Source organism: Salipiger abyssi (assembly GCF_001975705.1).
Taxonomy (GTDB): Bacteria; Pseudomonadota; Alphaproteobacteria; order Rhodobacterales; family Rhodobacteraceae; genus Salipiger; species Salipiger abyssi.
Genome location: NZ_CP015093.1, coordinates 4,078,260 through 4,100,763, shown reverse-complemented (window position 1 = coordinate 4,100,763; position 22,504 = coordinate 4,078,260). Strand labels below are relative to the sequence as shown.

Below are 22,504 nucleotides of genomic sequence, written 5' to 3'. Positions count from 1 at the left end.
CCGCGACGGGCCGCGCGTTCCACATGTCGCGGCCGCGCGCAGCCGCGTATCCTATTCGGCCGCCGCCGGAATCGCCGCCAGCGAGGCATCCCGGCGGCGGTGCACCGAGGCGACGTCGCTTTCGGCCTCGAGCGCCGAGATCACCGAGTGCAAATGCTCGGCATCGCGGAACTCGACATCCATCCTGATCCGGAAAAAGTCGGGCTTCCGGTCGACGAAGGTCATGTCCGAGATATTGGCCAAGCGTTCGCCGATCAAGGTACAAACGCGGCCCAGAACCCCGGTATCGTTCCCGATGGTTAGCTCCAGGGTTACATCATAGGCGGCCGGGTGCGTGCCCTCGGCCCATCGCAGGTCGAGCCAGCGGTCGGGCTGGTCCTCGTAGGCGGCCAGCGACTCGCAGTCGATCGTGTGCACGGTCACGCCCTTGCCGCGATGAGTGATGCCGATGATCCGCTCGCCGGGCAGGGGCTGGCAGCAGCGCGCGCGGGTAAAGCCGGTGCCCGCCTCGAGCCCGATCACCGCGCGATGCGCATCGACTTCGGCCTCGTCGCCGGGGCCGAGATCGGGATAGACTGCATGCACCACCTCGCGCGAGGTCAGCTCGGCGCTGCCAAGCCGCGCCAGCAGCTCGTCCTTGCTGTCGAGCCTCAGAGTCTGAGCGGCCTTTTCCAGCACCTTGTCGGTGGCTTTCTTGCCCACATGCTCGAAGGCAGAGCGCGCCAGCTCGTTGCCGAGCTTGATGAAGCGCTCGCGCCCGGCCTCGCGCAGCGCCCGGCGGATCGCGGTGCGCGCCTTGCCGGTGGTGGCGATGTCGAGCCAGGTGGCCTGCGGGGTCTGGCCCTCGGCGGTGATGATCTCGACCGACTGGCCGTTCTTGAGCCGGGTCCAGAGCGGCACGCGGATGCCGTCGACCTTGGCGCCGACGCAGGCGGAACCGATGCGGGTGTGGATCGCATAGGCATAATCCAGCGGCGTCGCGCCGCGCGGCAGTTTCACCACGTCGCCCTTGGGCGTGAAGCAGAACACCTTGTCCGAATACATCTCGAGCTTCACCGCCTCGAGGAACTCGTCATGGTCCTGCTCGGCGTCGAACTGCTCGGTCAGCGAGGCGATCCACTTGGCGGGATCGACGGCAAAGGGGTTCTCGGCGCGCTCGCCGTCGCGATAGGACCAGTGCGCCGCGACGCCGGTCTCGGCCACCTCATGCATCTGGCGGGTGCGGATCTGCACCTCCACGCGCTTGCCGTCGCGGCCCGACACGGTGGTGTGGATCGAGCGGTAGCCGTTGGATTTCGGCTGGCTGATATAATCCTTGAAGCGCCCCGGCACCGAGCGCCAGCGCTGGTGGATCACCCCCAGCGCGCGGTAGCAGTCCATCTCGTTGCGGGTGATGACGCGAAAGCCGTAGATGTCGGAAAGGCGGGAAAATCCCATGCCCTTTTCCTGCATCTTGCGCCAGATCGAATAGGGTTTCTTGGCCCGCCCGAACACCTCGGCGTCGATGCCGGCCTCTTCCAGCTCGTGGCGCATGTCACCGGTGATCCGGTGGATCACGTCGCCGGCCTCTTTCTGAAGCGTGATGAAGCGGCGGATGATCGAGGCGCGGCCCTCGGGGTTCAGCACCCGGAAGGCGAGGTCTTCGAGCTCTTCGCGCATCCACTGCATGCCCATGCGGCCCGCGAGCGGCGCATAGATGTCCATCGTCTCGCGCGCCTTCTGCACCTGCTTTTCCGGGCGCATCGCCTTGATCGTGCGCATATTGTGCAGGCGGTCGGCGAGCTTCACCAGGATCACGCGAAGATCCTTGGACATCGCCATGAAAAGCTTGCGGAAATTCTCCGCCTGCTTGGTCTCGGAACTCGAAAGCTGAAGGTTGGTGAGCTTGGTCACCCCGTCGACCAGCCCGGCGACATCCTCGCCGAAGCGCTCGGCGATGTCGCTGTAGGAGGCGCGGGTGTCCTCGATCGTGTCGTGCAGCAGCGCGGTGATGATCGTGGCGTCGTCGAGCTGCTGCTCGGTCAGGATGGCGGCAACGGCGACGGGATGGGTGAAATAGGGCTCGCCGGAATGGCGGAACTGCCCCTCATGCATCGCGCGGCCGAAATCATAGGCCGCACGGATGAGTTCTTCATTGGTCTTGGGGTTATAGTTGCGGACCAGCGCAACCAGGTCTTCCGCCGCGATCATGGGCGCCTATCCTTACCCGGCCCGCAAATAAGGCGCGGGCCTCAGCTCTCTCCCTGAGCCTCCATCAGCGCGCGCAGGAGCTTTTCTTCCGACATGTCGTCATCGGCCGGCTTGTCCTGCTCGGCACCCATGAGCAGCGCCATGCTGTCTTCCTCGGGCTCGTCCACCTCGATCTGGGTCTGGTTGGACTCGATCAGACGCTCTCTGAGCTCGTCTGCGGACTGGGTCTCCTCGGCGATTTCACGCAGAGCAACGACCGGGTTCTTGTCGTTGTCGCGTTCGACCGTGATCCCGGCGCCGGACGAGATCTCGCGGGCGCGATGCGCTGCGAGCATCACCAGCTCGAAGCGGTTGGGAACCTTGTCGACGCAATCTTCTACCGTCACGCGGGCCATATGGGATCACCTATCGGGTTAGCCGTCAGAAAGTGAATTTCTAACGTGCACGGGTAAGGAATACAAGCACGATTCGCCTAGAGCGGCCGGACGGCGGCGCGGTCGGCCTCGGGCAGGGCGTCGCAGAGCGCGCGCACGCTCTGGCCGAGCAGCGGGTGGCGCCAGTCGGGGGCGATATCGCAGAGCGGTACCAGCACAAAGGCGCGGTCCTGAATGCGCGGATGCGGAAGAATCAGCCGCTCCGGGCTGCGCCGGCCTTGTTCCCGTAGCGGCAGGCTGCGCCATTCAGCCTGTGACGTCGCGTCCGGCAAAACCGTGTCTCCCATCGCCAGAAGGTCGAGATCGAGGCTGCGGCTGCCCCAGCGCTGAAGGCGTGCGCGACCGTGTTCCGCCTCGATCGCATGCAGCGCGGCGAGCACCTTTTCGGGGTCGTCCGGTCCGTCGAGGAGGGCACAGGCATTGACGTAATCGGGACCGGCCCCCTCGGGAAAGCAAGGGGTTGCGTAGAACCGGCTCACATCGCGCAGCGCCAGACTGTGGCGCGGCAGATCCGCCAGCGCCGCGCGCAGCGTGTCGGCGGGTCCGCCCGCCGCCGAGGGCAGGTTCGCGCCGAGCGCGATCATGATTCCTTGTCCGAAAGCCAAGTTTCGGATACCTTTCTTCTTATGTATGCCGGCTTGAATCGCCGCGCAAAAGTCTTAATCTCCTTAGATCGGTCGTGCCACCTATTACACACTCACGGACACTCGGGCGCGTCCAATTGCTGAAAGGACATTTTATGTTTTACAAGGACGAACGGCTGGCGCTGTTCATAGACGGGTCGAATCTGTATGCCGCCGCCAAGGCGCTCGGGTTCGACATCGACTATAAGCTGCTGCGCCAGGAATTCGTGCGCCGCGGCAAAATGGTGCGCGCGTTTTACTACACCGCCCTGTTGGAAAATGACGAGTATTCGCCGATCCGCCCGCTGGTGGACTGGCTGCATTACAATGGTTTCACGATGGTGACGAAGCCCGCCAAGGAATATACCGATAGCCAGGGCCGCCGTAAGGTGAAGGGCAATATGGACATCGAACTCACGGTCGATGCCATGGAGCTGGCCCCGCGCGTCGATCACATCGTGCTGTTTTCGGGTGACGGCGATTTTCGCCCGCTGGTGGAAAGCCTTCAGCGTCAGGGCGTGCGGGTTTCGGTGGTTTCGACCATCCGCAGCCAGCCGCCGATGATCGCCGACGAGCTGCGCCGCCAGGCCGACAACTTCATCGAGCTCGACGAGCTGCGCGAAGTCATCGGTCGCCCGCCGCGCGAACAGCAGGCGGAGCGCAACTTCGAGGTGGCCAGCGGCCACTGAGCGTTGGGCGGGGCATCATGGGGATGAAGGCCCTCGCCAATGTTGTCTGAGGCCGCCGCACTCGGCGGCCTCTTTCTTGCGGCCTTCGGGGCCGCCACGATCCTGCCGTTCCAGTCCGAGGTGGTCTTTGTCGGAATGCAGCTGGGGCAGGCGGCGCCGCTGTCGATGATCGTGCTGGTGGCGAGCATCGGCAATATTCTCGGTGCCGTGGTCAACTACTTTCTGGGCCTCTGGGTCGAGCATTTCCGTCATCGCCGCTGGTTTCCGGCCAGCGAGGCGCAGCTCGACCGGGCGCAGCGGTTCTATGCCCGCTGGGGCGTCTGGACACTGCTGCTGAGCTGGGCGCCGCTGGGCGATGCCTTTACGGTGGTCGCGGGGATCATGCGCACCCACTGGCTGGTCTTTCTGGTGCTGGTGAGCCTGGCCAAGACCGGGCGCTATCTGGTGCTCGCCTGGGCTACGGCAACCGCCATGGGGTAGGGCGGTAGGGCAACGCGCGCTATCGCCAGATCGGGTTCGACCAGGCCCGTTTGCCCGCCCGGTCGATCACCGTCACCCGCAGCCACGGGCTGTTGCGGAGCCGCTCCAGAGGCAGCTCGGCGCCTGTCATCGACGCGCCATGCTGCGCCGTTGCCGCCGAACCATGGCCCTGCACGATCACCGTGGAGACCGCCGAGCATTCCACCCGCACCGCATCGCGCTCCAACGTCACGCCGCGCAGCTCCGGCCCCTGGCTGGAGTAGAAATCGCCGCGTTTCAGCGCGTCGAGCAGAAGCTCCGGATCGTTCGCCTCGGCCTTGACCATGACCCAGCCGCCGAAATGATCGGGCTCGGAGAAATGCGCGTCATCGGTGGCGATCAGGCTCAGCCGCCGCCCCTCGCTCAGCAGCAGATCGGCGGTATGCGCGCCGTCCGCCCGGTCGCAGCCCGTGGCGCAGCCGTGGTTGTAGATCTCCACCGCATGCGCCGCGTCGATGCTGCGCGCATCCGCCAGCGTCAGCCCCGACCATTGCGGATGCGCGATGGCCACGAAAGCTCCGGCAGCCCGTGCCCGCGCGGCGATCTCGGGCCCGCTTTCCTGCCCCGCGACCGGGTGAAAGCCGGGCGCATCAGGCGCGGTGAAATCCTCCGGCAGACCCACCGCGAGGATGTGCCAGAGCTCGCCATTCGCCATGGCGCCGGAATGGAGCTCGGCACCGGGGATCGTGGTGAAGTTGTTGCTGCGGAACGGCGTCGTGTCGGTGATCGGATAGCCATAGGCGCCGATGAAATGATCGGTCAGCGCAATGAAATCATAGCCCTCCGCCTGATATCGGCGGCAGACCTCCTGCGGCGGCAGCACGCCGTCGGAGCGGTCGGAATGGGTGTGCAGATTGCCGCGCCAGAACCGGCCCGGAGCGGTGAATGCCGAAAGCGCCATGGCTGTCTCCTGTCGTCGCCCCGCGATAGCGGCGGGGCGCGACGGTTTCATGACAGCGGGCGCGCGGCCTCAGTCGGGCTGTTCGAGCCCGTAGCGCTTGAAAAGCCCGCTCTGGGTCATGAAGAAGACGAAGATCGCGGCGGTGAGGCCGAAGGTCTTGAAATAGACCCAGGTCTCGGTGCTCATCGTGCGCCAGATCGCTTCGTTCAGCACCGCGAGGCCAAAGAACAGTGCGGTGACGCGGCGGGTCAGGATCATCCAGCCCTCGCGCTTGAGCGGCATCAGCCCCTCCATGACGCTGCGCAGATAGCTTTCGCCGCGCAGCAGCCCGATGCCGAGCGCGGAGCCGAAGAGCAGGTAGATCAGCGTCGGCTTCATCTTGAAGAAGCGCTCGTCGTTGAGCCAGACCGAGAGCCCGCCGAACACCACGATCAGCACGGCGGTGACGATCTGCATCGGACTGAGATGGCCGGTGAGCTTCCACAGCGCCGCGGTGCAGACGAGTATCAGCGGGATGAACCCGGCGGTGACCAGGATAAAGCCCTGATACTCGGTGCCCGCGATGGTGAAGACGCGGTCCTTGAGCAGCAGATAGGCGGCGAAGAACACCAGGATCGGGCCGATCTCCAGCGCCGATTTCAGGAAGGGGTTGATCTGTTTCGCGGCCATGCGCCTCTCCGATTGCCTGCGGCAGAGATAGACGCTGCGGCGGCGCATCTCAATGGGAACTCCGGGCGGGTGTGGTAGGTTCTTGTCACATCCCCGTTGCGAGGTGACATGAACGAGACGATCCTTTCCGAATTCGGGCGGAGCTTTTCCGCCGTGCCCGCCCCCGTCGCCCTGCTGCGGCTCGTCGCTGCGATGGGGCTCGCCGGGCTGATCGGCGCCGAGCGCGAATGGCGCCGCCAGCCGGCGGGGCTGCGCACGCATATCCTGGTCTCGGTGGCCGCCTGTCTCTTTGTGATCCTCGGGCGCGAGCTGGCGGCGCTGGATTTCGGCGGCAGCGGCGAGCAGCGCAACGACCCGCTGCGGATGATCGAGGCGGTGACCGCCGGCGTGGCCTTTCTGGCGGCCGGGATCATCTTCAAATCCGGCGGCGAGGTGAAGAACATCACCACCGGCGCCTCGCTCTGGCTGGCGGGGGCCATCGGGCTGGGCTGCGGTGCGGGGCAGATGCCGCTCGCCGCCATGGCCACCGCCATCGTGCTGGTGGTGCTGGTGGTGTTGCGCGCGCTGGAGACGCGGGTCTGGCCCCGGGACAAACATCACGACTAGGCGTGATCGCAAATTCCTTCAAAGGAATTTGCAACTCTTTTCGAAAAGAGTTGCCGCCCGGCTCAGCCGCGGTCGAGACCGGTGAGCGCGGCGGCAAACTCCTCGGGATCGAAGGGCGCCAGATCGTCGATCTGCTCGCCCACCCCGATGGCGTGGATCGGCAGGCCGAAGCGGTCGGCCAGCGCCACCAGCACGCCGCCCTTGGCGGTGCCGTCGAGCTTGGTCATCACCAGCCCTGAGACATCTGCCACCTGACGGAAGATATCCACCTGATTGAGCGCGTTCTGCCCAGTCGTGGCATCCAGCACCAGCAGCGTGTTATGCGGCGCGTCGGGGTCCTTCTTGCGGATGACGCGGACGATCTTGGCCAGCTCCTCCATCAGATCCTGCCGGTTCTGCAAACGCCCGGCGGTGTCGATCATCAGCAGATCGGCACCCTCGGCCTGCGCCTTGGTCATCGCGTCGAAGGCGAGGCTGGCCGGGTCGGAGCCCTCGGGCGCGGTCAGCACCGGAACGCCGGCGCGTTCCCCCCAGACCTGAAGCTGCTCGACGGCGGCGGCGCGGAAGGTGTCACCGGCGGCGATCACCACGGATTTGCCGGCGGCGCGGAACTGGCTCGCCAGCTTGCCGATGGTGGTGGTCTTGCCGGAGCCGTTGACGCCCACGACCAGCACCACCTGCGGTTTTTTCGGATAGAGCGGCAGCGGGCGGGCGACGGGCTCCATGATGCGGGCGACCTCGCCGGCCAGAAGCTGCTTGATCTCCTCGGTGGAGACGCGCTTGCCATAGCGCCCTTCGGCGATATTGGAACTCACCCGCAGTGCGGTGTCGACGCCCATGTCGGAGGCGATGAGCAGCTCCTCCAGGCTTTCCAGCATCTCGTCGTCGAGCGTGCGGCGCAGCACCGGCGCGTCCGGCGTCTCGCGCCCGAGCAGACGGCCCAGCAGGCCGGGTTTGCGGCTCTCGGAGGGCGGACCGGTCGGTGTCTCCGGCGGCGGCGCGATCGGGCTGGGATCGAGCGGCGCGGGCATTTCCTGCGGCGTGGGCGGCGCGATCTCCGGCGCGGGCTCGGGGATCGGGTCGGCGGGCGGCACCACATCCGGGCCGGGCCCGGGCGCGGGCTCCGTGCCGGGCAGGTCCGGCGCCGGATCCTGCGCGGGGGCACCTCCTCGGGCGCCCCCGGGGGCGCCTCGTCGGGGCGGCCCGGAACCTCTTCCGGCGCGGGCGGCGTCTCCACCGGAGGCGGCGGCACGTCGTCGGGGCGCTCGGGCGCCGGATCGGGCGCGTCTTCGCTGCCGCCCTCCTGCACGATGGCGTCGAGGCCTTCCTCGAGTTTCGAGGAGGATTTGAACAGCTTGCTCTTGAGCTTGCCGAAGAATGACATGGACCGGACCCTTCACCTGCCGTGCTACCCACCTAATACGCCGCCGCCCCGGTGAAAAGTGTGAGTTGACCTCCACGCACCGCCGGGGCCAAGTGAACGCATGTGGCGGGCGGCGATGCTTTTCGGGTTTCTGATACTGGCGGCGCCGCTAAGGGCCGGCGCGCTGCCGCCGCTTTCCGAGCCCGGCACGCTCTGTTCGCGCGGCGCGTTCGGCCCGGTATTGTGCATCCGCCCCAGCCAGGCGGTGTTCGACACCTGCCAGGCCATCGAGCGCTTTGCCCTGCGCCACGGCGTCGATCCGGGGTTCTTCGCCCGGTTGCTCTGGCAGGAAAGCCGCTTCGACCCGAACGCGCGCAGCCATGCCAACGCCCAGGGCATCGCGCAGTTCATCCCCTCCACCGCCGCGCTGCGCGGGCTGACCGATGCCTATAACCCCGCCGAAGCGATGGAATATTCCGCCGAATATCTCGGCGAGCTACGACGGCGCTACGGCAATCAGGGGCTGGCGGCGGTGGCCTATAACGGCGGCGAGCGGCGCGCCGATGCGCTGGTCGCAAGCGGCGCGTCGCTGCCGCGCGAGACGGTGAACTACGTGCGCATCATCACCGGGCTGCCCGCCGAGACCTGGGCCGAAGCGCCGCCCGAGACGCATGATTTCAGCCTCCAGCCCGGCAAGCCCTTTGCGCCGTCCTGCCATGAGCTCGCCCGTGACCGGCGCCTGACCGCCTATCCCGCGCCCGAGCCCGACCTCAAACCCTGGGGCGTGCAGCTCGCCTTTGGTACCACAAAGGACCGGGCGCTGGAGCAATACCGCGCCCGCACGCAGCGTTGCGCCGCGCTGGTCGCGGGGGAGGAGCCGGATCTGATCTGGCAGAAGAGCCGCGCGAGCCCGAAGGGCGGATACTGGATGGCGCGGATCGGGCGCGACGACCGCGATACCGCCTGGCGCTACTGCGTGAAGCTCAAGGCGCAGGGCTGCGTCTGCGCGGTCTATGGCAATCGCTGAAGGCTGAGCCGGGGCAGGCGCCTCACGAATTCGGGAAGCCGCATGAAACGCGCGGTTGTCTTTTCGCTGTCATCGCCGAAGGTTATGCAGGGCGGGCGGACACGAGTCGGGAGGCCTCTTGCGCAACGACGGCAACATCGTGGAAAGACCGGGCCTGTGGCGTCATCTGCTGATGGCGCTGCTTTTCTTCGTCGCGGCCTGTTCGCCGCGTCCGGGGCCGGAATCGCTGATCCCCGCCGACCCGCCGCCCGAGGCGGAGGTGGTGCGGGTCTATGTGGCGACCACGCGGGCGCCGATGGCGCCGCCGGCCATCGGCTTTTCGGGCGCGCCGGCCATCGGCGTCAGCTATCGCTGGTTCGATGTCTCGATTCCGCCGAATCCGCGCGAACGGGGCATCTACTGGCGCGACGGCGCGCCCGATCCCGAGCATGATTACCTCATCGTCGGGCATGGCCGACTCGACCGGGCGAGCCTGATGGCGCGGCTGGCGCAGGACAGGGCACGGCTGCCCAATCCCGAGACGCTCGTCTTCGTGCATGGCTTCAATTACAGCTTTCCCGAGGCGCTGCTGCGGCTTGCCAAGCTCGGCCATGAGGCGGGGGTGGAAACGCCGCCGGTGCTGTTCTCTTGGCCCTCGAAAGCCGGCGCTCTGGAATATGTGGCCGACCGGCAGGAGGCGCTCTGGTCGCGTGATGCGCTGGCCACGCTGCTGTCGGATCTCGGGCGGCTGAACGGCAAGACGCTGCTGCTGGCGCATTCCATGGGAAGCTGGCTGTCGATGGAGGCCCTGCGCACCATGGCGCTGCGCGGCGAGCGGCAGGAGGTGCGCGACACCGATGTGGTGCTCATCGCGCCGGATATCGACGTGCTGGTGTTCCGCGAACAGCTGAGGTCTCTGGGGCCGCTCGACCGGCCGATCAGCGTGCTGGTGGCCAAGGACGACCGGGCGCTGGCGCTGTCCTCGGCGCTCTCGACCAAACGCCCCCGGCTGGGGGCGGTGGATGTGGAGAACCCGGTGGTCGAGCGCGCCGCGCGCGAGGCGCAGGTGCAGCTCATCGACATCTCGACGGTGGAGCCGGAAAGCCCGCTGCGTCATTCCCGCTTCCTCCGGCTGGCGCGCATGTACCAGGTGCTGCGCAACGATGGCGGCACCATCGAGGCGGTGACGGTGGCGGGCAGCTATGTGCTGGATTCACTGGGCACCGGCATCGTTCAGGTAGGTACCTCGCTGGGCGCCAACTGAAGACCCGCCGCAGGCCGGCGCGTCCGGCTTTTGGGGCAGGGGCATTGCGCGCGCCTCTATTTGGAAAACTTATCGTATAAGTAAGAAAATGAAATTATACGTTATTGTTTCGCCGTGTTAGAACGATTCCAGGAAGGGAGGAGGATCCGGGCCTGACCCAGATGCCGCAAGGCTCGGGAGGCGCCGGCCCTGTTCCCTTGCAACGGCTAACGCAGCGAGTCCGGAGGACAACCAAGATGGACGGAAACAATGTGAACACGGGCGGCAAATGCCCGGTGATGCATGGCGGGATGACCGCGCTCGGCACCACGGTGATGGACTGGTGGCCCAATGCGCTCAACCTCGACATCCTGCATCAGCACGACACCAAGACGGACCCGATGGGCAAGAGCTTCGACTATCGCGAAGCGCTGAAATCGCTCGATGTCGAGGCGCTGAAAGCCGACGTCAAGGCGCTGATGACCGAAAGCCAGGACTGGTGGCCGGCGGACTGGGGCCATTACGGCGGTCTGATGATCCGCATGGCCTGGCACGCGGCGGGCTCCTATCGTCTCGCCGACGGGCGTGGCGGTGGCGGCACCGGCAACCAGCGTTTCGCGCCGCTGAACTCCTGGCCCGACAACGTCTCGCTCGACAAGGCGCGGCGTCTGCTCTGGCCGATCAAGAAGAAATACGGCAACGCGGTGAGCTGGGCCGATCTGATCATCCTTGCCGGCAACATGGCCTATGAGTCGATGGGGTTGAAGACCTTCGGCTTCGGCTTCGGTCGCGAGGATATCTGGCATCCCGAGAAAGACACCTACTGGGGCGCCGAGAAGGAATGGCTGGCGCCGTCGGACGAGCGCTACGACAATGTCGACGATCCCTCGACCATGGAAAACCCGCTGGCCGCCGTGCAGATGGGCCTGATCTATGTGAATCCCGAGGGGGTGAACGGCACGCCCGATCCGCTGAAGACCGCCGCCCAGGTGCGCGAGACCTTTGCGCGGATGGCGATGAACGACGAGGAAACCGCCGCGCTGACCGCCGGTGGCCATACCGTCGGCAAGACCCACGGCAATGGCGATGCCGAGGCGCTCGGCCCCGATCCCGAAGCGGCAGGCCCCGAGATGCAGGGCATGGGCTGGGCCAACCCGAACATGCACGGCAAGGCCGCCAATGCGGTGACCTCGGGCCTCGAAGGTGCCTGGACCTCGGAGCCGACGAAGTTCGACATGGGCTTCTTCGACATGCTCTTCGGCCATGAATGGGAGCTGCGGAAATCGCCCGCAGGCGCCTACCAGTGGGAGCCGGTGGACATCAAGGAAGAGGACAAGCCGGTCGACGCCACCGACCCGAGCAAGCGCCGCAATCCGATGATGACCGACGCCGACATGGCGATGAAGATGGACCCGATCTACAACGAGATCTGCCAGAAATTCATGGCCGATCCGGAGTATTTCAAGGACACCTTCGCGCGCGCCTGGTTCAAGTTGACCCACCGCGACATGGGCCCCAAGGTGCGCTATGTCGGCCCCGACGTGCCGGCGGAAGACCTGATCTGGCAGGATCCGGTTCCCGAGGGCTCGACCTCCTACGATGTCGACGCGGTGAAGGCCAAGATCGCCGCCGCCGGCCTCTCGGTCCCGGACATGGTGAGCACCGCCTGGGACAGCGCACGGACCTATCGCGGCTCTGACATGCGCGGTGGCGCCAATGGCGCGCGCATCCGTCTCGCCCCGCAGAAGGACTGGGAGGGCAATGAGCCCGAGCGTCTGGCGCGGGTGCTCTCGGTGCTGGAGCCGATCGCGGCGGAAACCGGCGCGAGCGTCGCCGACGTGATCGTGCTGGCGGGCAATCTCGGTGTCGAGCAGGCCGCCAAGGCGGCGGGCTTCGACGTGACGGTGCCGTTTGCACCGGGCCGGGGCGATGCCACCGACGAGATGACCGATGCCGAGTCCTTCGACGTGCTGGAGCCGATCCATGACGGCTACCGCAACTGGCTGAAGAAGGATTACGTGGTGAGCCCGGAAGAGCTGATGCTCGACCGCACCCAGCTGATGGGGCTGACCGCGCCGGAGATGACCGTCCTGGTCGGCGGCATGCGGGCGATGGGCACCAACCATGGCGGCACCGAGCACGGCGTGTTGACCGACCGCAAGGGCGCGCTGACCCCGGATTTCTTCACCAACCTGACCGACATGGCCTATACATGGGTGCCGGCGGCGGACGGGATCTATGAGATCCGCGACCGCAAGACCGGCGCGGTGAAGTGGACGGCGACGCGGCTTGACCTGATCTTCGGCTCGAACGCGATCCTGCGCTCCTATGCCGAGGTCTATGCCCAGGACGACAATGCCGGGAAATTCGTCGAGGATTTCGTGGCCGCCTGGACCAAGGTGATGAACGCCGACCGGTTCGACCTGGCGTGATGTAAAAGGCGCGGCAGGGGGGGCTCTGCCGCGCGATGGATCTGTCTCACGGATCTCAACACCCCGCTCCGCAATGTCGCGGGGCGGGTTTTGCTTTGTTCAATCCCGACGCCTTGGCCCGGCGTCCGTTGCGCATAAAAAAGGGTGGGCAAATTGCCCACCCTTCGTTTTGATATCTGTCGCGCGGCCTCAGGCGGCTTTGCGGATGGCCGGGGCCTCGTCCTCGATAAAGGTCCGGTGCAGCGCCTTGATGACCGGCTTGAGGATCTCGCGCTCCAGCACGAACTGCACATCCACATTGCGCGGCCCCTGGCTGGCGCCGATGGCTTCCAGCCCTTCCTCGGCAATGGCCACAAGCCCGCGTTGCAGGCAGCTCAGCCCGTTCAGGTCGCGCCCGATGACCGAAGCCATGGCGAGCGTCCGCGACGAGATCCGCGCCGAGGGGTAGAGCTTCGACAGATCCTTCTCGACCCGGCGCATGCTCTTGAGCGAGGCATCCACATAGTGGGTGATCGTGTTGGCGTTCGACACCTTGGACACGATGCGCACATCGTGGCGCGTCAGCACGTCGAGGATCGTGGCGTCATAGCCCTTCACCCCCACCATGTCCTGCTCGAAGAGCTCCAGCGCGATGATGTCGAGACCGGTGACGATCTCCACCGCCGAAGCCTCCGCCGGCTGGTCGTCGATCAGCGTGCCCGGATCCTTCGGCTCGAAGGCGTTGGTCACCCGCAGTGGCACATCGGCCTGGCGCAGCGTCTTGGCCGCCTTGGGGTGGATCGCCTCCATCCCCATGTTCGAGAGCTGGTCGGCCACGTCATAGTTGGTCCGGCCAAGCTTGCGCACCGCGTCCTGGCCCACGAGGTTGGGGTCGGCCGAGGAGAGGTGGAACTCCTTGTGAATGATCGCCTCGCGCGCATGGGTAAGGGCGGCGAGATGCGAGAAGGTGACCTCGGAATAGCCGCGGTCGAACTCGCTCATCAGGCCCTCTTTGCACTGCGCATAGCCGGTGACGATGGGCAACTCGGTCATCGGGTCGATGCCCTCGAGCGCGCCGAGGATGCGTTCCTCGAGCGTCACGTCGCCATCGCCGCGCCAGCCCGAGAGATCGACGAACCGGGCGTCGACGCCCGCGCGCTGAAGCATCTGCACGGTGACGAAGGCGGAATGCGCCTCGCCCAGACCGGAAAGCAGCTCGCGGGTTTGCAGCATGTGCTCGGAGAGGCGGAAGTGCCCGTAGGAGCAGACGCGGGCGAGGTCGATCAGGCAGTTGCGCGCGCCGTCGATGCGGGTGCGCACGAAATCGGTGGCCTGCTGGATGTCGGCGGGATGGTCGAGCACGGCGCTGTGCGCCTCGATCATCGCGTCGCCGACGCGGTTCAGCGCATCGTGCCAGCCATGGCTGTTGTCGGATTCCGCGAACTGGCCATAGACCCCCGGCTCGCCGGATTTCTTGTGCTCCAGCAGCAGGTTGGTGATACCGCCGAAGGCCGAGACCACGAAAATGCGGCCATAGAGATCCGCGCCCTCGCGGTCACCGATCAGCAGCGTGTCGCGCAATTCGTTGAGGCGGGACATGGACGTCCCGCCGATCTTTTCAACGGTATGCTCTGCCATGGCTTACGCCACCTCCTCGGCCGGTGCATAGGAGCCGTCTTCGCGGTGCACTTCGGTGCCGGTGATCGGCGGGTTGAAGCAGCAGGCGAGGTGCAGCTCTTCGTCGGCGACAAGCGTGTGCTTGTCGTGCTTGTCGAGCGCGTACATGACGCCGGGGGTGATCTCATGCGTCTCGCCGGTGGCGAGATCGGTGATCCGGCCCTTGCCGGCCATGCAGTAGACGCTCTCGAAATGGTGCTTGTAGTGGAACGTGTGTTCCGAGCCCGCCTCGATCACGGTGATGTGGAACGAGAACCCCATGCCGTCATCCGCCAGCAGCAGGCGGGTCGAGGTCCAGCGGGCATCGGCCACGCATTTGTCGGTGTTTTTCAGTTTGTTGAAGTCGCGAACGATCATGTCGGTTACTCCGCAGCAATCTTGTTGGTTCCGGTCAGGGCGGCACGGGTGGCGTCGCGCAGGATCTCGAACCCTTTGGCGAACTGCTCATCCGTCGTGGTCAGCGGTGCAAGCACCTTGACCACCTCGTCATGGGCGCCCGATGTCTCGATGATGAGGCCGCGCTTGAAGGCCTCGGCGCAGATCGCGCCGGCCAGCTCGCCCGAGCCCACATCGACGCCGCGCATCAGGCCGCGGCCCTTGAGAAAGGCGCCGTCGACCATCTCGGCGATGGAGGTCAGTCCGTCCTCGACAAGCTTGGCCTTTGCCTGAAGATCGTTCTGGAAGCTATTGTCTTTCCAGAATTTCTCCAGCGCCACGCGGGCGGTGACAAAGGCGTGGGTGTTGCCCCGGAAGGTGCCGTTATGCTCGGCGGGCTTCCAGATGTCGTGTTCGGGCTTCACCAGCAGCGCGGCAAAGGGCAGACCCATGCCCGAGAGCGATTTCGCCATCGGGATCAGGTCGGGCTCGATGCCGAACTCCTCGAAGGAGAAGAACGTGCCGGTGCGACCAATGCCGGCCTGAATGTCGTCAGCAATCAGCAGCGCGCCATGTTTCTTGGCGAGCTTGGCGATGCCCTGCATCCATTCCTTGGAGGCGGCGTTGAGACCGCCTTCGCCCTGCACCGGCTCCACCAGGAAGGCGGCGGGGGCGTCGAGCCCCGAGGACGGGTTGTCGAGCATCCACTCGATCTGTTTCAGCGTGTCCACGCCCTCGCCGAAGGCACCGTCATAGGGCAGGTGGGTGACGCCCTGAAGCGGCATCGCACCGCCGGCGCGCTTGCCGGCATTGCCGGTCGCGGCGAGCGAGCCCATGGTCATGCCGTGGAAGCCGTTGGTGAAGGCCACGATATTGTGGCGGCCGGTGACCTTGCGGGCCAGCTTCATCGCGGCCTCGACGGCATTGGTGCCGGTCGGGCCGGTCATCATCACCTTGTGGTCCATGCCGCGCGGCTTGAGGATGATCTCCTCGAAGGCGGTCAGAAAGGCTTCTTTCTGCGCGGTGTGCATGTCGAGCCCGTGGGTCACGCCGTCGGCGGTGATGTGCTCGATCAGCGCGGCCTTCATGTCGGGGTCGTTATGGCCGTAGTTCAGCGAGGAACAGCCGGCGAGAAAGTCGATATACTCGCGGCCTTCGTCGTCGGTGAGAATGGAGCCGCTGGCTTTCACGAAGCTGGTGGGAAAGCTACGGCAGTAGGAGCGCGCTTCGCTTTCGCGGCGCGTGTAGATGTCGCGTGTCATAGGAGACGTCCTTTCGTCTTCTCGATGTTCGGGGAATGACGGGCGGGCGCGGCTCAGGCCGCGCGCAGCACCTCTGCCTCTTCGCGGGGCAGGGTGATGGTCACCATGTGCTCGGTGTCGTGGTGCCCGTCGAAATGCACGTCTTTTTCGTAATGCGGCTCGTCGGTGAGCTCGCCGCCGAGAGAGCGGGCGAAGCTGCGGAAGAGCCCCCAGGAGGCGTCGTTATCCTCGGTGATGGTGGTCTTGAGGCATTCGGCCTCTGCGCATTCGTCGCGGTTGACGAGATGCGTCAGCATCTTGCGGCCAAGCCCCAGTCCGCGCGCCTTGGCGCTGACGGCGACCTGCCACACAAAAAAGGCCTCCTGGTTCGGGATCATGTGACCCGAAATCCAACCGACAACCTCGCCATTCAACTCGGCCACGACACAAGTGTCGCGGAAATGCTCAGCCTGCACGAGATTGCAGTACATGGAATTCTCGTCGAGTGGCTTGCACGCGCGCACGAGCTCCCAAATGGCGGCGCCATCGGTCGACTCGGGCTTGCGCAGCACGAGCGTGTCCTTGCGGGGCGTGAAGCTGTCTTTCGGCATCGGGTCTGGTCCCTCTCTTTCCTTTGGTGGATAAACTAATGGTGCCGTGTCAAAGTTTCAAGCTCTAAAGCATTTTGAACGGATTTTTGCCGATCTGCGCGGGTATGTGCTGATAATAAAGGGAAAAATCGCAGGCCTTGAAAAGTTTTTTCGATGGTATATCCTTAGTCGCGTAAAGAAAAAGCGGGAGATGCTTAGGTGGTTGAAGGTTTCTCCCGTTCTGTGCAACTAAGGACCATCCGCCAAAACACTGATGAGGCCGAGGTCCGATGGATCGAACGGATGACAGCTTGATTGCCTTGCGCCGCATTCTGCGAGCGACGGAGCTCTATGAGAGGGACCTGGCGAGCGCCGCCGGCGTGTCCCCCGCGACACTGCGCGTGATGCAGATCGTGCAGATGCGCGGCGGCAGCGCCACGCCCAAGGCGCTGGCGACGCAGATGGGGGTGAGTCAGGCGACGATCACCGGTCTGGTGGACAAGCTCGTCAAGACCGGCATGGTGCGCCGGGCGCAATCGGAGACCGACCGCCGTCAGGTCAATGTGATGCTGACCGAGGCCGGGCTGCGCACGCTGGAACGCGCGCCGGACGCGCTGCAACAGCGCTTCGTCCGCGAATTCGAACGTCTGGAAGACTGGGAGCAGGCGCAACTGCTGTCCTCGCTGGAGCGCGTGGCCGCGATGCTGGATGCGCGCGATATCGACGCCTCGCCGGTGCTGACCGTCGGCGCGCTCGATTCCTCGGGCAAGAGCGCCGACAAGACCCCCGACAAGCGCGCCTCCTGAGCGCGGCTCAGAGCAGGGCGCGGATCGGCTCCAGCAGCCCCTTGTTGCGCAGCGTCCGCACCGGATAGCTTTCGTCGTTCACGATCTGGTCGAGGGTAAAGCCCGGCTCGATCTTGGCCAGCTTTTCCGCCGTGTCCTGCGCCTTGTCCAATTGCCCGTCGAGCGCGTAGAGCGCCAGGAGATGCCGGTGCGCCGGGCGCGAGAGCGGTGCCGCGCGGGCGGCTGCCTCGCCGGCCTCGATGGCCTCGTGCGGGCGGTTGCTGGCGATGGCGATGATGCAGTGCCCCATGTCCCACCATTGCCGGAAGGGCGAGCTGTGCGCGATGGCCCGCGCCCGGGCAGAGGCGTCGAAGGCGGCGGTCACATCGCCCTTGAGCATATGCGCCTCGGCGAGCGACTTCCAAGCAAAGGCAGAGGCGGCGTTGCGCCCGACCGCGCGCTCGGCCAGCTCATAGGCGCCCGCCGCGTCGCGCTGCGCGGTGCCGCGCACCTTGGAGATCAGCGCCTGCACCAGCGCATTGTCCTGGCTGTCCTCGATGGCGCGGTAGTTCAGCGCGATGGCCTCCTCGCGCAGCGCCTCGCGGTCGTCCTCCAGCAGCTCCATGAGCTGGATCATCCGCACCATGCTGCTCCAGGCGAGGTAGACGCCGTTGCCGTCGAGCTCATGCGCCTGCTTGAGCAGCGAATAGGCCTCGCGCAGCGCGTCGCGCTCGAAGCTGAACATCCGGTACATGCTGAGCCGCGACAGCGCCGTGGCGCGGCTTTCCGGGCGGCTGCTGTCGAGCACCTGCGGCAGCTTGCCGATGATGCAGTCGGCGGCCTCGAAGACCAGCCGGGCGATGCTGTCCTCGGCACCGAGGATGTCGTCGAGCCGCCCGACGCTTTGCAGCTTGGAATAGAGGATGCGCCCGGTCGGCATGTGCAGCCCCTTGACGAAAACCTTGTGGCCGTCATCGGTCTGTACCAGATCGCAGCCGATCGACAGGTCGCTGACCGGCAGATCCGCGGGCAGGTCCGGCTCGTTGGCCTGTCGCCAGGCGCGGATCTGCTCGGCGATGTTCTCGCCGATCTGGTTGGCCAGCACATCGCCCATGATCCGCCCGTTGCCGTCCGAGGCGGAGGAGCGGCAGGCGATCAGGATGCCCTTGGCCTCTTGCGGGGCCGCGCGCGACAGCCGGGTCTGGAGATCGGCGCGCTCCATGCGCAGCCATTCCTCGAATTCCGGGTCGCGCGCGTCGAGCCCTTCCAGCAGCTCGGTGCGCAGATCGCCGGGCAACCCGTCGTCGCGCAGATCGACGGTGATGCGCGAGGGGTCGAGCGCGACGGAGTTGCGGTCGGCGAGAAGCACGCCGTCATGGGCGCCGAAGCTGCCGCGCAGCTTGCTCAGCGCCTGGCGCAGATTGGCGCTGGCCTGTTCCGGACCGAACTGGCTCCAGAGCTTGTCCTCCAGCCAGCGGCGCGGGCGGGACATGTCGGGGCTGAGCGCAAGCAGCGCCAGAAGCGCCTGGTTTTTGGCGCCTTTCGGGGTCAGCGACAACCCCTCCGCCGACTGCACACGCAGCGGGCCGAGCACCGAAATTCGGATCATAGGCGCGCTGTCGCGCATTGCTTGGTCCTGTTCAGGAGGCACGGATATGACGTGAGGGTAACACCGGCTCTCAGTAGCGGCAACTGTCGTGAATACTCCGTGAATCGCGCGCGAGCGACCCGACAAGTCTTTGACGCTTGCGTGTGTTTTCTGCCAGTTTACCCTGAGGAAAGCGATTGTTTTGTGAATTTGGCTCCCGAGGGAGGAGGTGCGATATGCCGATTTATGGACATGAAGGTCACGAGGGACATGAGGGCCACGAGGGTCACGAAGGCCATGAGGGGCATGAAGGTCATGAGGGCCATGAGGGTCACGAAGGGGGCGGCGGCTCCTCGGCATTGAGCTCGGCGCTCGGCCGCGCCCGCGACGGCACCGTCGGCTATTGGGACGGGCTGCCCAGTCGCGAAAGCCGGGTCGAGGGGCGCAGTTCCTGGCAGGCGGTCAGGGGGCTGGACATCACGCCGCGCCGCGCGGTGATGGATCAGGCGATCCAGAGCCTCTTTGCGGTGGAGTTCCAGAGCAGCGGGGCGGCCAACGACACCGGCATGGTGAGTTTCCAGAACCAGCCGCTGGTGACGCTGCACCGCCCGGGGCTGGAGCTGGTCAAGACCACCCAGCTCCCCCATCTGCGCGCCGCCGCCGATCTGCGCTTCGACCGGCTGACCGAGATCCGGGTCGAGACCAGCAATATCCAGTCCTTCTTTGCCGGGGTCAGCTATATGTCCTCGGGCGCCACGAAATGGACCATGGCGCTGCTTCAGGCGGTGTTCCGGCTCTGCACGCGGATCGAGATGCCGGTGAAGCTGGGCTTCGACCTGCCGCGCCCGATCACGCTGGCCTATGAGGTGCAGCCGATCATCCAGACGCCGGGCCACGGCGCCTGGCCCAGCGGCCACGCCACCGAGAGCTTTGCCGGCGCGACGCTGCTCAGCCGACTGTTCTACGATCATGCGGAGGGGGCGGCGTTCGATCCGGGCGCGGCGCTGCAACAGCAGAACCAGCTTTACCGCCATGCGGAGCGGATCGCGATCAACCGCACCGTCGCCGGGGTGCATTACCCGACCGACAGCATGGCCGGCGCGGTGCTGGGGGTGACCATGGCCGAGGCGCTGGTCAACCTGCTCGACGGCAAGACCGAGACCACGGCGCGGGTCTATCGCGGCGATCTCTATGAGGGCGATTTCAACCTGTCGCTGCTGAGCGCCGAGCTTGCGGCGCAGGACAAGATCACCGAATCCACCGTGCAGATCGACTCGTCGGTCGTGCCCGAGTGGCTGAAGGATATGTGGGCGGAGGCGCAGACCGAAGCCTGAAGGAGCGTTTAACGCGTGGGGGCTGGCTCTTTCCGGCCTTGTGGTGCGAGTGGGCCGGGGCAAACGCCCCGGCCGTTTTCCTTGAAGGCCTCAGCCTCAGACCGCGAGGACGGTCTCTTCAGTCCCGACCACATAGGCGCCGAGCCGGGGCGTCTGCGCATCGGGCACCTGCGACAGCGTCAGCACGGAACGGTCGAAATCGTCGCTATGCGGGCCGCTGGCATTGGCGGTGAGCTGCGCGTGCGACAGCGCCAGCGCCCGGGTCAGCCGCCCGGCGGCGGCGCTGGTGCCGTTGAGGAACCGCGTGCTGCCGCTCAGCGTGCCGCTGCCCTGCATGCCCGGGCGGATGCGGCTGCGGTCGGCCACGGTGGCGGCGGTGGGGCCGGGTACAGACCAGTCGGCACCCTCGCCGGTATAGTCGGCGGGCAGCAGTTGCGCCGTCTCGCGGCTCTGCCGCGCCGCGCCCACCAGAAACACCTGCCGCGCCGTCGAGGAGGCCAGCGCATTGTGGCTGCCCTCGTGGCGGATGACGCAATCGGCCTCCAGCGCGCTGTGATCGAGATAGGTGTCGTTCCAGCCATAGCCGTCGGCGCTGTCGAAATAGCTCTGCCGGGCCCTGGCGCGGTAGCCGGTGAGGCTGTCGTCGCGCTGGATCTGCAAATGCAGGCTCAGCGCCTCGCCGCCCACGTGCCGGCAGGCCAGCCGCCAGGTACCGGCGGGGGCCAGCGCCTCGCCATGGCAGGAGGCGGTGGGGGCCAGCGCGATCAGGTAATAGGCGCGCTGCACGGTATTGTCGTCGAGCCGGTAGTCGGGAACGTGATAGATCCGCGCCACCGCCTCGGAGCCGAGCGTCAGGCTGCGGCTCTCGCCCGGGGCGAGGGGCGCAAAGCCCGAGCTCAGACCGGCGGGGGTGGTGAGCGCCAGGTGCAGCCCGTCCAGCGGCTGGCCGGCGCCGCTGCGCAGCTCCAGAAAGCTCTCGGTCTGGTCGCCGGGCTGTACCACCCACTCGATGCTGCGGTCGGTGGCGCTGCGGGGATGCGCCTCGGGATAGTCGAACCGCGCCACCAGCCGCTTGCGGTAGTCGTTGCCGAAGGACCAGACCACGCGCACCGGCTGGCCCTTGGCCTCTTCCCAGAAGGCCGCCTCGCGGGCGATCTGGTATTCGGCAAAGCGAGTGCCGTCCTTGGGGCCGGCGAGCATGCCCATCGACAGGTTGACGATCACCGGCGCGCGCGGGTCGATCTGCTGCGCCTGGCGCAGGATCCAGCGCATCGCCTGCACCATGTAGCTCTCGAACCGCGTGCCCGACGTATCGGCAACCGCCTGTGGCGGCAGTTGCACGCCGATCAGCGGCCAGTCGCGCGCTGGGTCGTCGGCATCCTGCGGATCAGCCCCGGCGGCGAGGTCGAGCACATGGGTGCCATGGCTGGTACCGTGATCGGTGGAGCGACGCGCATCGTGGCGCGCCAGCCGCGCGTTCACCGCCGCATATTCCGCCGGCTCGTTCAGCGATGTGCCTCTGGCGAGCAGCGCGTCGATCTCGGCGCGGGTCATGACCTCGCCGAGATACATGGATTTCGCGCCGGGGCCGCTGCGCTCCAGCGCCTGGAGCCAGACCGCGTGAAACCGTGTCTGCCCGTCCTTGCGGAAGCGCGCGTTGAGAAAGGCGAGCCCGTCGTCGATGATCGCCACGATGGGCTGCACCTGGCCGCTGGTCTGTGCGGCGGCGGCGGTGGGCGCGGGCGCCTCGGGTGTGCCGCTCGGGTCGAGCGCCACGGGCGTGCCGGTGTCGAGCGTGTCGAACAGCGCGGCATAGGCATCGGCGGCGGTGCCCTGCGCGATATAGAGCGCGTATTCGTCCGGCAGCCCGGCATCGGGATCTGATCCGGCGGCGCGGCTTTCGAGGATGGCGCGCTCATGCGGTTCCATCAGCAGCGGCGCCGTCGGGTCGTCGATCAGGCGCAAGAGCTCCTTGCGTGCGGGGCGCGGCTTGGCGCCTTTGAGCCGGATAAAGACCGGCTGATAGATGTGATCGCCCACCGCAGGCCGGCGCCTTTGCCGCAGCATCCAGGAAAAATCGACATAGGGGTCGCGAAAATCGGCGCTCTGTGCATCGCTCCATGTCAGGGGCATCGCGGTTTCCTCGTGAATTCATGGATGAAATATGGTCCAAGCAAAGCCTTAGCCGGCCTTTACGTCAAGAAAACCCGCGGAATTTGCGCAATATTCACGCGCCTGCCCTTGCAGTCGGGGGCCATTT

At 66.3% G+C, this 22,504-nt stretch carries 19 protein-coding genes and 1 pseudogene; 8 read left to right on the top strand and 12 right to left on the bottom strand.

Annotated features, from left to right (window positions below):
• Positions 1-51: 51 nt before the first annotated feature.
• The 3 genes from Ga0080574_RS23480 to folK all read right to left on the bottom strand — a co-directional run bounded on the left by Ga0080574_RS23480 (position 52) and on the right by folK (position 3,208).
• Positions 52-2,190, bottom strand: coding sequence for a RelA/SpoT family protein (locus Ga0080574_RS23480; protein WP_076705355.1), 2,139 nt, complete (start codon positions 2,188-2,190; stop codon positions 52-54).
• A 41-nt stretch (positions 2,191-2,231) separates the two neighbouring features.
• Complete coding sequence (gene rpoZ, locus Ga0080574_RS23475) at positions 2,232-2,585, bottom strand: DNA-directed RNA polymerase subunit omega (protein WP_076705347.1); 354 nt, start codon at positions 2,583-2,585, stop codon at positions 2,232-2,234.
• Between the two features lie 77 nt (positions 2,586-2,662).
• Positions 2,663-3,208 (bottom strand): 2-amino-4-hydroxy-6-hydroxymethyldihydropteridine diphosphokinase, encoded by a 546-nt coding sequence (folK, locus tag Ga0080574_RS23470; protein ID WP_076705344.1) that lies wholly within the window; start codon positions 3,206-3,208, stop codon positions 2,663-2,665.
• A gap of 155 nt (positions 3,209-3,363) precedes the next feature.
• Here folK and Ga0080574_RS23465 point away from each other — a divergent pair, with 155 nt between their 5' ends.
• Both Ga0080574_RS23465 and Ga0080574_RS23460 read left to right on the top strand, forming a co-directional pair.
• On the top strand, positions 3,364-3,936 hold the full coding sequence (locus tag Ga0080574_RS23465; RefSeq protein ID WP_076705342.1) for a LabA-like NYN domain-containing protein: 573 nt from the start codon (positions 3,364-3,366) through the stop codon (positions 3,934-3,936).
• Between the two features lie 39 nt (positions 3,937-3,975).
• On the top strand, positions 3,976-4,416 hold the full coding sequence (locus Ga0080574_RS23460) for a YqaA family protein (protein WP_076705335.1): 441 nt from the start codon (positions 3,976-3,978) through the stop codon (positions 4,414-4,416).
• Between the two features lie 19 nt (positions 4,417-4,435).
• Here Ga0080574_RS23460 and Ga0080574_RS23455 read toward each other — a convergent pair whose 3' ends face one another.
• The gene (locus Ga0080574_RS23455; RefSeq protein ID WP_076705333.1) at positions 4,436-5,356 is read right to left on the bottom strand and encodes a PHP domain-containing protein; all 921 of its coding nucleotides are present in this window, start codon (positions 5,354-5,356) and stop codon (positions 4,436-4,438) included.
• Positions 5,357-5,425: 69 nt separating this feature from the next.
• On the bottom strand, positions 5,426-6,025 hold the full coding sequence (locus tag Ga0080574_RS23450) for an inner membrane-spanning protein YciB (RefSeq protein WP_076706121.1): 600 nt from the start codon (positions 6,023-6,025) through the stop codon (positions 5,426-5,428).
• A gap of 108 nt (positions 6,026-6,133) precedes the next feature.
• Here Ga0080574_RS23450 and Ga0080574_RS23445 point away from each other — a divergent pair, with 108 nt between their 5' ends.
• On the top strand, positions 6,134-6,631 hold the full coding sequence (locus Ga0080574_RS23445) for an MgtC/SapB family protein (protein ID WP_076705331.1): 498 nt from the start codon (positions 6,134-6,136) through the stop codon (positions 6,629-6,631).
• 62 nt (positions 6,632-6,693) lie between these two features.
• Here the strand turns inward: Ga0080574_RS23445 and ftsY are convergent.
• Positions 6,694-8,015, bottom strand: a pseudogene (gene ftsY, locus Ga0080574_RS23440) (signal recognition particle-docking protein FtsY).
• A 115-nt stretch (positions 8,016-8,130) separates the two neighbouring features.
• On the opposite strand from ftsY, the gene Ga0080574_RS23435 reads away from it, so the two are divergent.
• From Ga0080574_RS23435 to katG, 3 genes are all read left to right on the top strand, one after another.
• On the top strand, positions 8,131-9,021 hold the full coding sequence (locus Ga0080574_RS23435) for a lytic transglycosylase domain-containing protein (protein ID WP_237219310.1): 891 nt from the start codon (positions 8,131-8,133) through the stop codon (positions 9,019-9,021).
• A 118-nt stretch (positions 9,022-9,139) separates the two neighbouring features.
• Positions 9,140-10,264 carry an alpha/beta hydrolase gene (locus Ga0080574_RS23430; RefSeq protein ID WP_083716932.1) on the top strand — a complete coding sequence of 375 codons (1,125 nt, stop codon included), beginning with the start codon at positions 9,140-9,142 and terminating at the stop codon, positions 10,262-10,264.
• A 236-nt stretch (positions 10,265-10,500) separates the two neighbouring features.
• Positions 10,501-12,675: a catalase/peroxidase HPI gene (gene katG, locus Ga0080574_RS23425; protein WP_076705327.1), complete on the top strand. Its 2,175-nt coding sequence runs from the start codon at positions 10,501-10,503 to the stop codon at positions 12,673-12,675.
• A gap of 189 nt (positions 12,676-12,864) precedes the next feature.
• Here the strand turns inward: katG and Ga0080574_RS23420 are convergent, their stop codons facing one another.
• From Ga0080574_RS23420 to ectA, 4 genes are read right to left on the bottom strand one after another with little or no spacing between them, the layout of a single operon-like run.
• Positions 12,865-14,292, bottom strand: coding sequence for an aspartate kinase (locus Ga0080574_RS23420; RefSeq protein ID WP_076705325.1), 1,428 nt, complete (start codon positions 14,290-14,292; stop codon positions 12,865-12,867).
• A 3-nt stretch (positions 14,293-14,295) separates the two neighbouring features.
• Positions 14,296-14,688, bottom strand: coding sequence for an ectoine synthase (locus Ga0080574_RS23415; RefSeq protein ID WP_076705323.1), 393 nt, complete (start codon positions 14,686-14,688; stop codon positions 14,296-14,298).
• A gap of 5 nt (positions 14,689-14,693) precedes the next feature.
• Positions 14,694-15,968 carry a diaminobutyrate--2-oxoglutarate transaminase gene (gene ectB, locus Ga0080574_RS23410; protein WP_076705322.1) on the bottom strand — a complete coding sequence of 425 codons (1,275 nt, stop codon included), beginning with the start codon at positions 15,966-15,968 and terminating at the stop codon, positions 14,694-14,696.
• A 53-nt stretch (positions 15,969-16,021) separates the two neighbouring features.
• Positions 16,022-16,558: a diaminobutyrate acetyltransferase gene (gene ectA, locus Ga0080574_RS23405; protein ID WP_076705320.1), complete on the bottom strand. Its 537-nt coding sequence runs from the start codon at positions 16,556-16,558 to the stop codon at positions 16,022-16,024.
• Between the two features lie 269 nt (positions 16,559-16,827).
• Here ectA and Ga0080574_RS23400 point away from each other — a divergent pair, with 269 nt between their 5' ends.
• Complete coding sequence (locus tag Ga0080574_RS23400) at positions 16,828-17,343, top strand: MarR family winged helix-turn-helix transcriptional regulator (RefSeq protein ID WP_076705318.1); 516 nt, start codon at positions 16,828-16,830, stop codon at positions 17,341-17,343.
• 7 nt (positions 17,344-17,350) lie between these two features.
• Here the strand turns inward: Ga0080574_RS23400 and Ga0080574_RS23395 are convergent, their stop codons facing one another.
• Positions 17,351-18,949, bottom strand: a complete 1,599-nt coding sequence (locus Ga0080574_RS23395; RefSeq protein ID WP_076705316.1) for an AfsR/SARP family transcriptional regulator — start codon at positions 18,947-18,949, stop codon at positions 17,351-17,353.
• Between the two features lie 197 nt (positions 18,950-19,146).
• Between Ga0080574_RS23395 and Ga0080574_RS23390 the strand changes: the two genes are divergently transcribed.
• The gene (locus Ga0080574_RS23390) at positions 19,147-20,244 is read left to right on the top strand and encodes a phosphatase PAP2 family protein (RefSeq protein WP_076705310.1); all 1,098 of its coding nucleotides are present in this window, start codon (positions 19,147-19,149) and stop codon (positions 20,242-20,244) included.
• A gap of 96 nt (positions 20,245-20,340) precedes the next feature.
• Here Ga0080574_RS23390 and Ga0080574_RS23385 read toward each other — a convergent pair whose 3' ends face one another.
• Complete coding sequence (locus Ga0080574_RS23385; RefSeq protein WP_076705308.1) at positions 20,341-22,377, bottom strand: S8 family serine peptidase; 2,037 nt, start codon at positions 22,375-22,377, stop codon at positions 20,341-20,343.
• Positions 22,378-22,504: the final 127 nt, after the last annotated feature.